Origin of the sequence: Streptomyces sp. M41 (genome assembly GCF_043673425.1) — a bacterium.
Taxonomy (GTDB): Bacteria; Actinomycetota; Actinomycetes; order Streptomycetales; family Streptomycetaceae; genus Streptomyces.
Map to the genome: position 1 here is coordinate 20,609 of NZ_JBIMKE010000037.1, position 13,414 is coordinate 34,022.

Annotated in this window: 13 protein-coding genes; 6 read left to right on the forward strand and 7 right to left on the reverse strand. The window is 73.5% G+C overall.

The features are described from left to right. Positions 1-20: 20 nt before the first annotated feature. From ACHBTE_RS31735 to ACHBTE_RS31765, 7 genes are all read right to left on the reverse strand, one after another. A complete protein-coding gene (locus ACHBTE_RS31735) occupies positions 21-824 on the reverse strand; it encodes an Fpg/Nei family DNA glycosylase (protein WP_394728443.1) in 804 nt (267 codons plus the stop codon). 80 nt (positions 825-904) lie between these two features. Next, complete coding sequence (locus tag ACHBTE_RS31740) at positions 905-2,245, reverse strand: TerD family protein (protein ID WP_394728445.1); 1,341 nt, start codon at positions 2,243-2,245, stop codon at positions 905-907. A 131-nt stretch (positions 2,246-2,376) separates the two neighbouring features. After that, a complete protein-coding gene (locus tag ACHBTE_RS31745; protein ID WP_394728525.1) occupies positions 2,377-4,137 on the reverse strand; it encodes a copper resistance CopC/CopD family protein in 1,761 nt (586 codons plus the stop codon). Between the two features lie 163 nt (positions 4,138-4,300). Next, positions 4,301-5,068, reverse strand: coding sequence for an SDR family NAD(P)-dependent oxidoreductase (locus ACHBTE_RS31750; protein ID WP_394728447.1), 768 nt, complete (start codon positions 5,066-5,068; stop codon positions 4,301-4,303). Then, entirely contained in the window at positions 5,065-5,538 is a 474-nt protein-coding gene (locus ACHBTE_RS31755) for a cupin domain-containing protein (protein ID WP_394728450.1), read from the reverse strand. The genes ACHBTE_RS31750 and ACHBTE_RS31755 overlap by 4 nt, the downstream gene beginning before the upstream one ends. After that, on the reverse strand, positions 5,535-6,158 hold the full coding sequence (locus ACHBTE_RS31760) for a GNAT family N-acetyltransferase (protein ID WP_394728452.1): 624 nt from the start codon (positions 6,156-6,158) through the stop codon (positions 5,535-5,537). Before ACHBTE_RS31760 ends, ACHBTE_RS31755 begins: the two co-directional genes overlap by 4 nt. Then, positions 6,151-8,511, reverse strand: coding sequence for a penicillin acylase family protein (locus ACHBTE_RS31765; protein ID WP_394728454.1), 2,361 nt, complete (start codon positions 8,509-8,511; stop codon positions 6,151-6,153). Before ACHBTE_RS31765 ends, ACHBTE_RS31760 begins: the two co-directional genes overlap by 8 nt. Positions 8,512-8,588: 77 nt before the next feature. Between ACHBTE_RS31765 and ACHBTE_RS31770 the strand changes: the two genes are divergently transcribed. The 6 genes from ACHBTE_RS31770 to ACHBTE_RS31795 all read left to right on the forward strand — a co-directional run bounded on the left by ACHBTE_RS31770 (position 8,589) and on the right by ACHBTE_RS31795 (position 13,208). Then, entirely contained in the window at positions 8,589-9,308 is a 720-nt protein-coding gene (locus ACHBTE_RS31770; RefSeq protein ID WP_394728456.1) for a siderophore-interacting protein, read from the forward strand. A gap of 236 nt (positions 9,309-9,544) precedes the next feature. Further along, entirely contained in the window at positions 9,545-11,032 is a 1,488-nt protein-coding gene (locus tag ACHBTE_RS31775) for an FG-GAP-like repeat-containing protein (protein ID WP_394728458.1), read from the forward strand. A gap of 25 nt (positions 11,033-11,057) precedes the next feature. Next, on the forward strand, positions 11,058-11,651 hold the full coding sequence (locus tag ACHBTE_RS31780) for an HhH-GPD-type base excision DNA repair protein (protein WP_394728460.1): 594 nt from the start codon (positions 11,058-11,060) through the stop codon (positions 11,649-11,651). Positions 11,652-11,930: 279 nt separating this feature from the next. Then, positions 11,931-12,623: an HdeD family acid-resistance protein gene (locus ACHBTE_RS31785; RefSeq protein WP_394728462.1), complete on the forward strand. Its 693-nt coding sequence runs from the start codon at positions 11,931-11,933 to the stop codon at positions 12,621-12,623. An 86-nt stretch (positions 12,624-12,709) separates the two neighbouring features. After that, positions 12,710-13,036: a hypothetical protein gene (locus ACHBTE_RS31790; RefSeq protein ID WP_394728464.1), complete on the forward strand. Its 327-nt coding sequence runs from the start codon at positions 12,710-12,712 to the stop codon at positions 13,034-13,036. A gap of 46 nt (positions 13,037-13,082) precedes the next feature. Beyond that, the gene (locus ACHBTE_RS31795; protein ID WP_394728466.1) at positions 13,083-13,208 is read left to right on the forward strand and encodes a hypothetical protein; all 126 of its coding nucleotides are present in this window, start codon (positions 13,083-13,085) and stop codon (positions 13,206-13,208) included. The last annotated feature ends 206 nt before the right edge of the window (positions 13,209-13,414 follow it).

The following is a 13,414-nucleotide window of genomic DNA, read 5'->3' on the forward strand; positions in this document are numbered from 1 at the left end:
CATTGCCCGGGCTCAAGCCATTATCGCCGCCCCGTGTCACTCGGCGCGGCCTGGCAGCCCGGGCACCACACCGTGGTCCTGCCTCCCACGCGGGTCCGGCGCAGGGCGGTGTGGCAGCGGGGGCAGTGCGGGTCGGGGGTGTCCCGGTGGCCCGTCAGCCAGGTGTCGCGGGGCGGGACGCGGCCTGCGGCGACCGCGGGGCGCAGGGTGCGTCGCATCTCCGTGTAGAGGCGGCGGGACTCGGGTGCGGTGAGGGCGTCGGCGGGAGTGCCGGGGCGCAGCCTCGCGCGCCACAGGATCTCGTCGGCCAGGAGGTTGCCGAGGCCGGCGAGGACCGACTGGTCGATCAGCACCGCCTTGAGCCGGCCGCGGTGGGAGGCGAGCGCCGCCTCGAACTCCGCGCGGTCCACCGTCAGGGCGTCCGGGCCCTGGCCCGCCAGCAGCCGTACGACGTCGGACTCGTCGTGGGCCAGCCACAGGCCCTGGAGCTTGCGCTGGTCGCGGTAGCGCAGCTGGCGGTCGCGGGCAACGGTGAACAGGACCCGGTCGTGCGGCTCGGCCGGGTCGTCCGGGTGGGCGCACAGCAGCCGCCCCGTCATGCCGAAGTGCAGCAGCAGGGTGGGGCCGCCGGTCCGAGCCAGCAGCCACTTGCCGTGCCGTTCCGTCCCGGTGACGCGCCGGCCCTCCAGTGCCTCCCGCAGCTGCCGCGCGCCGACTCCGTGCAGGACGCCGGTGTCGCGCACCTCGACGCGCCGGACGACCCTGCCCTGCGCGCAGGACTGGAGTACGTTCCGGAAACCTTCGACGTCGGGAAGCTCTGGCATGGCGGACGGCCTTCGGCAGCGGGATGCCGTACTTCCTGTCATGTGCCCGGTTCTGTGGGGTCTTGCACCTCACTGGACGCTCAGCGTCTCTTGAACTCCACCGGCCCCGCGTTCATCTCGATCGTGCCGTCCGGGTGGAGCACCGGGCGGCGCTCGGTCATGCGGGCGCTGTATGCCTCGATGTGGTGGATCGCCGCTCCGTCGGAGTCGGTGAAGTCGACGAGGGCGAGGGCCACCCAGTAGCGGGTCTTGGTGTTCTCGAACAACGGGACGGTGACGGTCGAGCCGCGGTCGTCCGTGACGACGACCTTCGCGCCGAAGCTGCGGAAGGAGCCGAAGCCGTTGCTGACCGCGGAGTAGGCGCAGAGCAGGACGTAGCCCTGCTGGTCGGGGCGGACGATACGCAGGGTCTCGCGGCCCGGGACGCGGGCGTCGCCGTCGAGGTGGATGAAGGGACGGTTCTTCAGGGAGCCGAGGCGCTTGTAGTAGACGACGTCGCCGCCCTTGCCCTTCTTCGCCGTGCCCGAGTCGTCCGCGGGGCGCGGCCCCTTCTTCTTCGGACTGACGACGGTGCCGGGCGGTTGCTCGCCGCGTACCGCCTTGGAAGCCGGCACGAACAGGGCGTACAGGTCGAGGTCGGCGCCCTTCCTGCGGCGTGCGTCGCTGCCGCCGTCCCACTCCAGGGTGGCCGTGACCACCAGCTCGCGGTCCCCCTTGTCCAGGCTCATCGAGACCTGGCTGCCCTTGTCGAGGCTGATCGTGCCGAGCGGCGGCTTGCGCAGGTCGACGGGCGGCGCCGCGGGGGCGGGGTGCGCGGCGGCGGACTGCGGGGCGGGCTGGGTGGGCTGGGCGGGCTGCGCGGCGGGCTGCTCGGGCTCCTCCGGCTCGCAGCCCGACTCCTCCGCCACGTCGATCCCGAAGTCGGTGGCAAGGCCCGCCAGCCCGTTCGCGTACCCCTGGCCGATCGCGCGCAGCTTCCAGCTCTCGCCCCTGCGGTAGAGCTCCACGAGCAGGACGGCGCGTTCGCCGTCGGTGAGGGCGGGCGGGCGGAAGAGGACGGGGTCGGGGTCGGCGCCGGGCTGGGCGGCGCGTATCAGGACGTCCTTCACCTCACTGAAGGTGCGGCTCGTGTCGTCGGGGTCGCAGCTGCCGACCAGGACCACCCGGTCCACGTCCACGGGCAGCGCGGCCGGGTCCAGTTCGACGCGCTCCACGCCCCCGGCGTCGGCGGCGAGGTGCCGTACCGCACCGGACTCGGCGGACGGCTGGTTGTAGAAGACCAGGTCGTCGTCGGAGCGGACCTTGCCGTCCGCGGCGACCAGCAGGGCGCTGAGGTCGACCGTGCCCCCCTCGGTGTGCAGTTCGGCGACGAGGGGCCCGGAGCCCACCACGATGTTCCCGCCCTTGCTCAGCTCCGGCATGCCGCCCACCCCTCGAAGTCCCCCGGCGATGTCACGTCACCTTGTCACAACCGATCGGGCCCGCAAGAACGTTCGAGCGCCAGGACGCCCCCGCCCCATACGGTCCGGCGGCCCGGGCGGCCCCCGCGCACCTAACGGATGACCACGGTCCGGGTCTCGCTGACCTGGTCGACCTCGGACGTGCGCACCGTCACCTTCATCTCCCAGGTGCCGGCCAGCGGCAGGTTGAGGAAGCTGTTGCTCCAGTAGCCGCCCTTGTCGGTGAGTTCGGCGTCGATGGGGCCGACGTCCTTCGCCGGAAGGGTGAAGGACATCCGCAGTTCGGGAACGACGGCCACCCCGCCGTCGGGGCCGTAGACGAGCGCCTCGACGGAGTTGTCGCCGACCCGGCCCGGATCGATCGTGATCTGCACCTTGCCGCGGCCACCGGGCGTGCCGACGTCGAAGGGCACATTGGTGACGGAGGCGCCGACCACCGTGGGCGCCCCGGCCGCCGCCTCGGCCTGCGCCCGGCCCGGCAGCGTGCTGGTGAGCAGCGTGGTGATCGCCAGAACCGCGGCCCCGACGGCGACCTCGGCGAACACGGAGCGACGCAGGGCCCTGCGCTGCCCGGGCCCGTCGCCCTCCGGCCCGCCGGGCTCAGGGGAGTCCCCCGCCTCGGGCCCTTCGGTCGACTCCATGGGCTGCGGCAGGGCCGGGCCGCCGACCGGCTCCGGAACCTTCTCCCGTACGACCGCCCGGACATCGGCCGTCGCGAGCCGCGTCGTCCAGCGGCGGGACAGGGCCGCCGCGCCGAGGAGCAGGACCACGGCGGCCAGCTTCAGGACGAGCAGCCTGCCGTACGTCGTACCGGTGAGCGCCTCCCAGGAGCCCAGGCCGCGCCAGGACTGGTAGCCGCCGGTGACCACCAGGACGACCACACAGGCGAAGGCGAGTCGCGAGAAGCGGGTGACCGCGGCCGGTGTCAGATGCGCGCGGTACAAGGTGACGAGCAGGGCCGTGAGGCCGCCGAGCCAGACCGCGGTGGCCAGCAGGTGCAGCGCCGAGGACGTCATCGCGGCGGGCACCTGGATGCCCGCGGAGGCGTGCTCGCCGGCCGCCCAGGTCATGGCGAGGCCCACGGCGAGGGCGGCGCCGGACCAGCCGTAGGGCTTGCGCTGCCGGGACAGCCGTACGAGATGGACGGCCGCTGCCAGGAGCAGGGCCAGCCGGGTCAGCAGGACCGCGCCCGGGCGGCTGGTCAGGGTGCCGGTGAGGGAATCGGCGCTGAGCGAACCCAACGGGCCCTCGCCCGTCTCGTACGGGCCGCGCAGCACCAGCAAGGCGAGGGTGGCGGTGAGGAGAGTCCACCAGCCGGTGCGCAGCAGCCTGGCGAGCGCCGGGGTGTCGGGCGGTCGGCAGACGGCCATGAACGTCGCCGTGCCGATGAGCACGGTCGCGGCGAGGTAGGCGAGATAGCGGGCGATGTTGTAGAGGCTCTTGGTCGCCGGGTCCTCGACGGGTCCGGGGTCGGCGGTGGCCGTGGTCAGGGAGCGTTCGCCGACGGAGAAGGTGAACGCGCCGGAGACCGGGTGACTGTCGGCCGACACCACCCGCCAGGCCACCGTGTACGTGCCCCGGTCCAGTTTCGCCGGCAGCGACACCCGGGCGGTGTCGGCGCCGCCCGTGCCGTGCCGCGGCTCGCCCGTGCGCAGCCGGCGGCCGTCCGGGTCCAGAACGCGGAAGGAGTCATCGAGCAGGCCGACGGACTCCGTGAAGGTCAGGGTGAGATGACGGGGGGCGGACTTGAGGAGGCTGCCGTCCCCGGGATCGGTGCCGCGCAGGGCGGCGTGCGCCGAGGCGGGGCCGGTGCCGCCGAGGAGGAACAGGACCAGCAAGGTGCCCAGCAGCACCAGCCGGTGAAGTCGTCGCCGCGGGTCGGTCCGGCGCCGTCCCTGTCGGTCATCGCACCCCACGTCAGTCACACATCTCCGTCGTCGGACCTACCGCCTCGGGGATACGTACGGACGCGAGGCGTTTCCGTCTCACCTCGGCCCCGTGATCGGTGCGGTCCGGTCACCACGTCGGCCGCGCCGACACCCCGCCGTCCACCACCAGGTCGTGCCCCGTGACCCAGGACGCCAGCCGCGAGGCCAGGAACACACAGGCGTCGCCCACGTCCTCCGGCCGCCCCAGGCGCCCGGTGGGCACCGCCCGTTCCCAGCGCCGCACCCCTTCCGGCCAAGCCTGCGCCAGCCCTTCCCGGTCGATCAGACCGGGCGAGACGGTGTTGACGCGGATGCCGGAGCCGCCGTACTCCAGGGCGGCCGAGCGGGCGTGCATCACCACGGCCGCCTTGGCGGCGCAGTAGTGGGCGTGCAGGGGCGCCGGGTGGGTCGCCTCGATGGACGCGATGTGGGTGACCGAGCCGCCCCCGTCCTGCCCCCGCATGACCTCGGCCGCCGCCTGCGTACACGCGAAGACGCTCGACAGATTGGTGTCCACGACCGCCCGCCACTGGGCCGCCGTCATCCCCGCCAACTCCTGCGTCGGTTGCACTCCCGCGTTGTTGACCAGCGCGGTCAGCCGCCCCCCGCCCCACTCGGCGGCCTCGGCGACCGTCCGCCGGCAGGCGTCCTCGTCCGCCAGGTCGGCCCGCACGACCAGAGCCCGGCCCCCCAGCCCCCGGATGCGCCGCGCCGTCTCGTCCGCAGCCGCCACGGCCGTACGGCAGTGCAGCACGACGGCCGCGCCCTCCTCGGCGAACCGCGTCGCGATGCCGCGCCCGATGCCGCCGCCCGCACCCGTGACCAGGGCCACCTGTCCTTCGAGGAGTTGGCTCATGGGCGGCACAGTGCCGCGATACGGGCGGCCTCGCGGGGATAGCGCGCTGTCAGTTCCGCCAGGTCGCCGTGCTCGTAGCCCTCGTAGGTGAACCCCGGCGCCATCGTGCAGCCGAAGAAGGTCCAGGAGCCGCCCGCCACCACCCGGGCACCCATCCAGGTTCCGGCGGGGACGGTGAGCTGGAGGTGCTGGCCGCGCCCTATGTCCGGGCCCAGGACCGCGGTACGGGACGTGCCGTCGGGGGCGAGGAGCAGCATCTCCAGGGGGTCTCCCAGGTAGAAGTGCCAGACCTCGTCGGACGGCAGGCGGTGCAGGGCCGAGTAGTCGTCGGCGGTGAGCAGGACGACGATCGCGGTGCCCTGAGGCCGTCCGTCGGACAGTTCGGGTCCCGCCCAGGTACGGCGGAACAGTCCGCCCTCGCGCGGGATCGGCTCCAGGGCATAGTGCGCGACGAGTTCTTCCGGGGTCACGCCCCAAAAGCTACCTCCCGGGTGAGGAAGGCGAGTTGGGCCTCCTTCTTCGGCAGGTACACCTCCGGCAGGTCGACCTCCGGCAGCACGACCACCGGTCCGGCCGTGAAGCCCTGCTTCACGAAGCGGGCGATGGCCTTGTCGTTGCGCACATCGGGGTCGACGACGACCCGCCGCCGGCCCAGCGTGCCGAAGACGTACGCCGCGGCGACGGACAGCAGCGCCGACGTCCAGCCGGGACGCCCGCCACCGGGGCCGGCCGGCGCGAGCAGCAGGTGGACGCCGATGTCGCCGGGCAGGACGTCGTAGCACTCGCCGACCCGGTCGGCCCACGGCTCATAGGTCTGCAGGAGCGCGACCGGCTCGGCGTCCCGTACGACGAGGAAGGCGTGATGGGTGTCGAGGGTGTCCATGTGGGCGTAGATCTCGGTCACCTGGTCCCTGGTGAGGCCGTTCATGCCCCAGAAGGAGGCCCGCTGCGCACTGACCCAGCCGTGTACGACCTCGGCGTCGGCCCGCGGGTCGAGGGGCAGGACGCGGACGGTGCCGAAGCCGTCGACGGACTGCTCATGGAGGGGTGTACGGACGGCGGCACGGACGGCCGCGGGCTGCTCAGACATCGGATTCCTTCTCGAGCCGGGTGAAATCAGTGACGACCGGGACCAGGTCGCCCCTGGTCCACAGGGGGAGTTGGTCGCGGTGGTGGGGCGAGCCGGGGATGCCGCAGGCACCGAGCGGGACCACCCAGCGGCTCGCCTCGCGGTCGGCCAGGTCCCAGACATAGCGGGCGGCGGGACCACGCGCGCTCAGATCGCTGAGGCCGGGCACGGCCGAGGTGCACAGCACGCAGTCGTGGTCCCCGGCGAGACCGGGTTCGTCGTACGACGGGCCGGGCAGCGCCCGCCAGGGGGCGAGGCGGTGACTGTCGCCCCAGGTCCGCCGGGGCCCGCGGGAAGCGGCCTCGGGCGCGGCGCCGCTCCCGGCCACCTCCTCGACCGCCGCGCGGACGATCCCGGCGCGGTCGATGCCGTACAACTCCTCGGCGCGCAGCAGGTGTTCGAGCGCGAAGCCGACGCGCGGGAGCAGCGCCAACCAGGGCAGGAGGACCTCCGGGTAGGCGGGCGGTACGGCCAGCGCGGCGAAGGCCGGGTGGGCGGCGAGCCGGCGTACGACCGCGCCGCGCACCGCCGCGTAGACGGCCGCGGCCTCGCTGTCCGCGTCCATACGGCGGTCCCAGGCCACGAGGGTCCGCCGGACGCGGTCGGCCTCGGGGCTGAGGGCGTCCAGCGCGTTCAGGCGGTCCAGGAGGGGTGCGGCGGAGGCCAGTCGGGTGTCCATGTGGATCGCCGGCATGTCGGCGGCCGACCAGTGGTCCTTCTCGCCCAGCAGGGCCGTGATGCGGTCGGCGCGATGCGGCGGGGCGAACTCCACGCCGAGGGGAGCGGCGAGACCACGCTGGTTGGCCATGGCGGCGATGCCGTCGGTGAGCCCGCCGCGGGGCGTCTCGTGCCGGCCGTGCCAGTCGTGGCCGGGCACCCACGCGGGTACGAGGCGGGTGCGGTTGGCCGCGGAGCGCACGGGCACCGTTCCGGCGACCCGGTGCAGCAGGCCGCCCTCGGTGTCGGCGGCCTGGACGACGTTGACGGGCTCGGCCCACAGGTCGAGGGCACGGTCGACATCGGCGACCCGGCGGGCGCGCAGCAAGGGGAGCAGCGCACCGAAGCCGAGGTCACCGGTGACGCGGGGCGGGTAGCGCAGGGCTATGGCGAGGGGCGGGGGCGGGGGGTCGGAGAGGCCGGCGAGGTCGGGTGCGTGGGGGGCTTCCGGGGTGTCGGGGGCGTCGGGGAGGGCGGGGGCATGAGGGGCCTGGGGGGTGTCCGGGGCGTCGGGAAGACGGGTGGAAAAACGTTCCTGCGAAGCGGCGAGACCCTCCTGGACGCCGGCCGCCGGCACGCCGGCTTCATCAGCCCCGGCCTCCTCGACCCCGACCTCCTCGACCCCGACCTCCTCGACCCCGGCTTCATCGACCTCGGCGAGACCGCCCGGCAAGCCCTCCGGCCCGCCGATGATCACCGGCCCCCGCTCGGTCTCGATCACCTCGATCTCGACCGGCTCCTCCCCCGCCACCTCCACGACCTCGGTGTGCCGGGCGGCCCGCCGCCACACCCCGTCCGGGCCCAGGGCCTCCACCCCCGCCCCCGTGCGCCGCAACCGCTCCCGGTACAGGTCCTGGTAGTCGGCCATGGCGTTGGTGATGGCCCAGGCGACCGTGCCGGTGTGGCCGAAGTGGGCGATGCCCGGGACACCCGGGACGGCGAGGCCGATGACGTCGAACTCCGGGCAGGAGAGGTGGATCTGCTGGTAGACGCCGGGTTCCTCGATGAAGCGGTGCGGGTCACCGGCGATGATCGCGTGCCCGGTGACGGTCCGTTCGCCGCTCACCAGCCAGCCGTTGCTGCCGGAGGTGCCGGGCCCGTCGGTGGCGAACAGCCCGACCGCGTCGGCGCCGAGATGCCGTACGACCTGCTCGCGCCAGAGCTTGGCCGGGAAGCCCGCGAACAGGATGTGGATGCCGAGCCAGACACCGAGCGGGGTCCAGGGCTCCCACCGGCCGGGCGCGAGGCCGGTCCGCGCGAACTCCGGGGTGCGGCGGGCTCCCTCGGCGAGCCCCTCGTTGACCCCGTCGACGTACGCCCGCACCCAGGCCGCCGTCTCGGGGTCGCGTCTCTCCAGCTCGGCGAAGCAGCGTCTCGCCGTGTCGTCGAGGCGGGCCCGTCTGACGAACCGGTCCCAGGGCAGGGCCTCGGCGCCGAGGAAGGACGCGGACGTCCCCTGCGCCCGGTGCCGTTCCACCTCCAGCTGCCAGGCCCGGTCGAGGGCGGTGACGCGGCCCTGGACCCGGGCGAGTTCTCTCGCCCCGTCGGCGCGGAGATGCGGAATGCCCCAGGCATCGCGGAAGATCTCGCCGGTCACCTGTGCCCCTCCTTTACTTTAGGTTAGGCTCCCCTAAGTTATTGGTGCGGGAATGGTACTTGAAGGGTGAAGAAGCCATGGGGCAGGGTCACGGCTGGGAGGGCGCGGTCCTGAAACTGCTGCGCGCCAAGGATTTCGTCTTCACGGTGACGGGCGCCGAGGACGTCACCGAGCGCTACCGCCGCGTCCACCTCACGGACGGCGGCATGCTGGCGGCGACCGGCGTCCACCCCACCATGTGGGTCCGGCTCTGGTTCGACAACGCGGGCAAGCCCCATCAGCGGGCCTACACCCTGGTCGACCCGGACCCGGCGGCCGGCACCTTCAGCCTGGAGTTCGCCCTGCACGAGGGGGTCGCCAGCGACTGGGCACGGACGGCGAAGCCCGGCGACACGATCGAGGCCACCGTCCACGGAACCGGCTTCGCCGACCCGGACCCGGCCCCCTCCCACATCTTCGCCGTCGCCGACGCGGCCTCCCTGCCCGCCCTCAACTCCCTGCTCACCGCACTGGGCCCGACCCCGGCCACGGTCTGGTTCGAGGGCGAGCGGGACGGACTGCCCTTCCGCGCCGAGCCGTCCCACCACGAGGTGCGCACCCTGCCCCGACGCGATGCCGGCGCCCACCTGGTCGCCCAGGTCAAGGAGACGCTGCCCGGCCTCCTCGAACGCGCCGCGGACCCCTACGTCTGGATCGCCTGCGACACGGCGACGACCCGCGCCCTGACGTCGTACGTCCGCAAGGACCTGGGCGTGCCCAAGCAGCGGGTGAACGCGCTGGGGTACTGGCGACCCTGACCCGGCGTCGGACGCCGACTGTCGGGTGTCATGTGTCGGCTGCCGGATGTCGGGTGTCGGCTGCCTGTCGTCGGCTGTCGACTGTCGGCTGTCGATCCTCAAGTGTCGGGCTGTCGGTCCTCGGGTGTCGACTGTCGGTCCGCGAGTCCGGGGGGGTCGATTGTCGGTGTTCGTACAACCATTCCTGTGACTCGTGCGTCGAGTGTGACACCCGTTGCACGAGTCGAGGAGTTCCGTTGCGCAGAGCAGTCACGGCGGCAGCCGTGCTCGCCGCTTCCGTCGCCGTCACGCTCACCCCGGTGACGTCGTCCGCCGCCGCCCCCTACAAGGGCGCCAACACCGCCGCCGTACAGGACGACTTCAACGGCGACGGGTACCGCGACCTGGCCGTCGGCGCGCCGGGCGCCGCCAACGGCACGGTGGAGGAGGCCGGTTCGGTCGTCGTGTTCTACGGCTCGGCGTCCTCGGTGAGCACCGCGCGCCGCACGGTCGTCACCCAGTCGACCACCGGGATCCCCGGCACCGCCGAGGAGTCCGACCGTTTCGGCAGGACGGTGGCCACCGCCGACCTGGACCGGGACGGCTACGCCGATCTGCTCGTCGGCGCCCCCGGCGAGGACGTCGGTGAGGCCGCCTCGCGGGGCTCGGTGACCGTGGTGTGGGGCGGGCCGAGCGGGCTCAAGGGCGGCGCGACCATCGCCCCTCCGGCCGGATTCGGTGAGGACCGGACGTACTGCCGCTTCGGCATGTCCATCGCCACCGGCGACATGAACGGCGACGGCGCCCCGGAAGTCGGCATCGGCTCGGGCTGCCAGGCCACCTCCTACAACGGCCCCTTCACCCGCACCGGACAGGCGGCCTCCCGCTATCTCGAGTGGCGGGACAACGCCCGCGGCGTGGTGATGGGCGACGTCAACGGCGACGGCAAGGCGGAGCGCTTCCATCTGGCCGGCCCCACCGACGGTGACATCCGCGGTCCGGTGAGCCTCGACGTCGGTCCCCCCGACCCCGAGAACCCGCTCACCACGTGGCCGGTGGAGCTCCCCCACGCCGACGGCCACGCCGGGCGGATCGGCGACGTCAACGGTGACGGGTACGGCGACCTGGTCACCGGGATCGCGGGCGACGACAACCACTTCAACGCGCCCACTCCGGCAGCCCGTCGCGGGGGCGAGATCCAGGTCCTCTACGGCAGCGCCCAGGGCATCACCGCCGAACAGAAGCCGAAGGTCTTCCATCAGGACACGGCCGGCGTCCCCGGCAGCGCGGAGTGGGGCGACTGGTTCGGTCAGTCCCTGAGCGTCGGCGACGTCGACGCCGACGGGTACGCCGACGTCCTGGTCGGCTCCCCGGAGGAGGCCGTCGGCTCGCGTGCCTCGGCGGGCACCGCCGTTCTGCTGCGCGGCTCCGCCACCGGCCTGACCACCGCGAAGGCCGTCGGCTACACCCAGGACACGGCGGGCGTGCCCGGCTCGGCCGAGACGGGCGACCAGTTCGGCGGGGCCGTCCACCTCGCGGACCTCAACAAGGACGGCAAGGCCGAGGCGGTGGTCGGCGCACCCGGCGAGAACAGCGACGGCTGCGTCTGGGTGGCCCGCGGCTCGGCCTCGGGCCCGGTCACGAGCGGCTCGGTCGACCTGTGCGGAAAGAGCGCCGGCATCACGGTCCGGGGGATGGACGCCGGCTTCGGCGCCGCCCTCACGAGCCCCCACGTGGAGATGTGACGCAGGCCACGGCATGATCGGGGTCATGGACGTCACCCTTCACCTCGCCCAGGACCCCGAGGCCGACCGGCTCCTCGGCCGCAGCCCGCTCGCCGCGCTGGTCGGCATGCTGCTGGACCAGCAGGTTCCGATGGAGTGGGCGTTCAAAGGGCCGCGCACGATCGCGGACCGGCTCGGCGCGGACGACCTGGACGCTCACGAGATCGCCGCGCAGGACCCGGACGCCTTCTCGTCCCTGCTCTCACAGAAGCCGGCCGTGCACCGCTACCCCGGGTCCATGGCCAAGCGGATCCAACAGCTGTGCCAGTACCTCGTCGAGCACTACGACGGCGACGCCGAGCTCGTCTGGAAGGGCGTCGACGACGGCCGGGAACTGCTGCGCCGACTCCAGGACCTGCCCGGCTTCGGCAAGCAGAAGGCCCAGATCTTCCTCGCCCTGCTGGGCAAGCAGCTGGGCGTGCGCCCCCCGGGCTGGCAGGAGGCCGCCGGCTCCTACGGCGAGGAGAAGTCCTTCCGCTCGGTCGCCGACATCACCGGCCCGGAATCGCTGGCCAAGGTGCGTGCACACAAACAGGAGATGAAGGCCGCGGCCAAGGCGGCGAAGACGACGGGCGCGTAGAGACCACACCCGGCCGCCCAACGCCCTCGCCCGGCCCCGGACAGCAATCGCCGCCCCCGGCAAGACCCACATCCCGAACGGCACCCTCACGGACCGACTCCACCGAGGCCGACCCTCGCGACCGTAGGACTGCCGCCCTCCGAAGCACCAGCACATGCCCGAGGCCCCCGCCCTCGGGCTCGCAGCCGTGCCCCTGCCCTCGCCCTCGCCCCCGCCCGATGTCAGTCGAGTGGACCGTCCCGGATGGCGGAGCGGGTGGGGTCGTTCGGAGCATGGACCATGACCGAGGCACCGACCGGCTCGCCCGGGGGCCGGGACTACGACGACCGCCGGGTCCATGCCGGCCACCCGCACGGGCCCGGAACCTCCCGTGCACCGGGAGCGGCGGGCCATGAACCCGAACCGCCCTTCGAGGGCTTCCTGCACGCCCTCTCGCGTGCCGCCTGGCAGATCGTCCTGCTCACCGGCGTCGCCTCCCTCGCCCTCGGCCTGCTGATCCTTCTCTGGCCGGACGCCTCGCTCTTCGTCTCCGGTGTCCTCTTCGGCCTCTACCTCCTGATCAGCGGCGTGTTCCAGCTGGTGGCCGCCTTCGGAACCCACCGAACGACCTCGCTGCGCGTGCTCGCCTTCATCAGCGGCGCCCTGTCGGTCGTCCTCGGACTGTTCTGCTTCCGTCGCCCGATGCAGTCGATCCTGCTGCTCGCCCTGTGGATCGGCATCAGCTGGGTCATCCGCGGCATCACCCAGACCCTGGCCGCCGCCTCGGACAAGTCCATGCCGGCCCGCGGCTGGCAGATCTTCCTCGGCGTCGTCACCATCGCCGGCGGGATCGTGCTCATCGACGCCCCGATCGAGTCGATCACCGTGCTCACGCTGCTCGGCGGGTGGTGGCTGGTGGCGGTCGGCGTCGTCGAGATCGTCACCGGGATCCGGATGCGGAGACGGGCCGCCCAGGTCCCGCACGAGCTGTGATACCCGCCGCCCATCCCTACGCCGTGCGGGCGGATCTCGCGCCGGGCGCGATGAACGCCGTACGGCCACCGGGGAGATGACCTTCCGTGAGCAGCACCGCTCGAAGCCTGCCGCGCAGCCGTGCCTGGCTGCGGGCCCTCGTGCTGCTGCTCGCCCTGCTGGTGCCGGGCGCGCACGCCCAGGCGCACGCCGTGCCCACGGTGGCCGCCACTCTCGGTGAGGCGGCCGAGCACGACGTCCTCGACACGGCCCTGCGTCCCCCCGCCCGCGCCGACCGACGCGGCACCGCGGGCCCGCGCCCCGAGCCCCCGCCGAGCCCCGCGCCCGCCACCCGGCCTTGCCTTCCCCGGCCCGCCCCACCGCAGCCGCCGTACCTCCCGCCCTTCCTGCGCACTGTGGTCCTGCGCTGCTGACCGACCTCGCGACCAGGTCAGTCGGTACGACAGAAGGAGCACAGCCATGCCCACGGACCACTACGCCGTCCTGCGCGCCCTGCTGCGCGCGGAAGCCGCACGCAACGCGCCGAAACCGCAGGCCAAGCAGGAGAAGCAGCAGCAGCCCCCGAAGGAACGGCCACGCGGCTGACCCCGACGCGGCGGAGGCGGGGGCAAGGACCGGGGGCGGGCGGGGCCTGCGAGACCCCTGCCGGTGCGGCAGGCCGGCCGCCCCGACCGGCCTCCCACCGGCCATCCCGAGCAGCGATCCGGACGGGACTTCCGACCGGTCGACCGGTCCTCCCACCGGCCATCCGGACGCGGCTCCCGACCGGTCATCCCGGCCGTGCCTGCCGT

Coding starts and splice junctions, on each gene's coding strand:
- ACHBTE_RS31735 (WP_394728443.1), bottom strand. CDS start 824: ATGCCAGAGCTTCCCGACGTCGAAGGTTTCCGGAACGTACTCCAGTCC.
- ACHBTE_RS31740 (WP_394728445.1), bottom strand. CDS start 2,245: ATGCCGGAGCTGAGCAAGGGCGGGAACATCGTGGTGGGCTCCGGGCCC.
- ACHBTE_RS31750 (WP_394728447.1), bottom strand. CDS start 5,068: ATGAGCCAACTCCTCGAAGGACAGGTGGCCCTGGTCACGGGTGCGGGC.
- ACHBTE_RS31760 (WP_394728452.1), bottom strand. CDS start 6,158: ATGTCTGAGCAGCCCGCGGCCGTCCGTGCCGCCGTCCGTACACCCCTC.
- ACHBTE_RS31770 (WP_394728456.1), top strand. CDS start 8,589: ATGGGGCAGGGTCACGGCTGGGAGGGCGCGGTCCTGAAACTGCTGCGC.
- ACHBTE_RS31780 (WP_394728460.1), top strand. CDS start 11,058: ATGGACGTCACCCTTCACCTCGCCCAGGACCCCGAGGCCGACCGGCTC.
- ACHBTE_RS31785 (WP_394728462.1), top strand. CDS start 11,931: ATGACCGAGGCACCGACCGGCTCGCCCGGGGGCCGGGACTACGACGAC.
- ACHBTE_RS31795 (WP_394728466.1), top strand. CDS start 13,083: ATGCCCACGGACCACTACGCCGTCCTGCGCGCCCTGCTGCGCGCGGAA.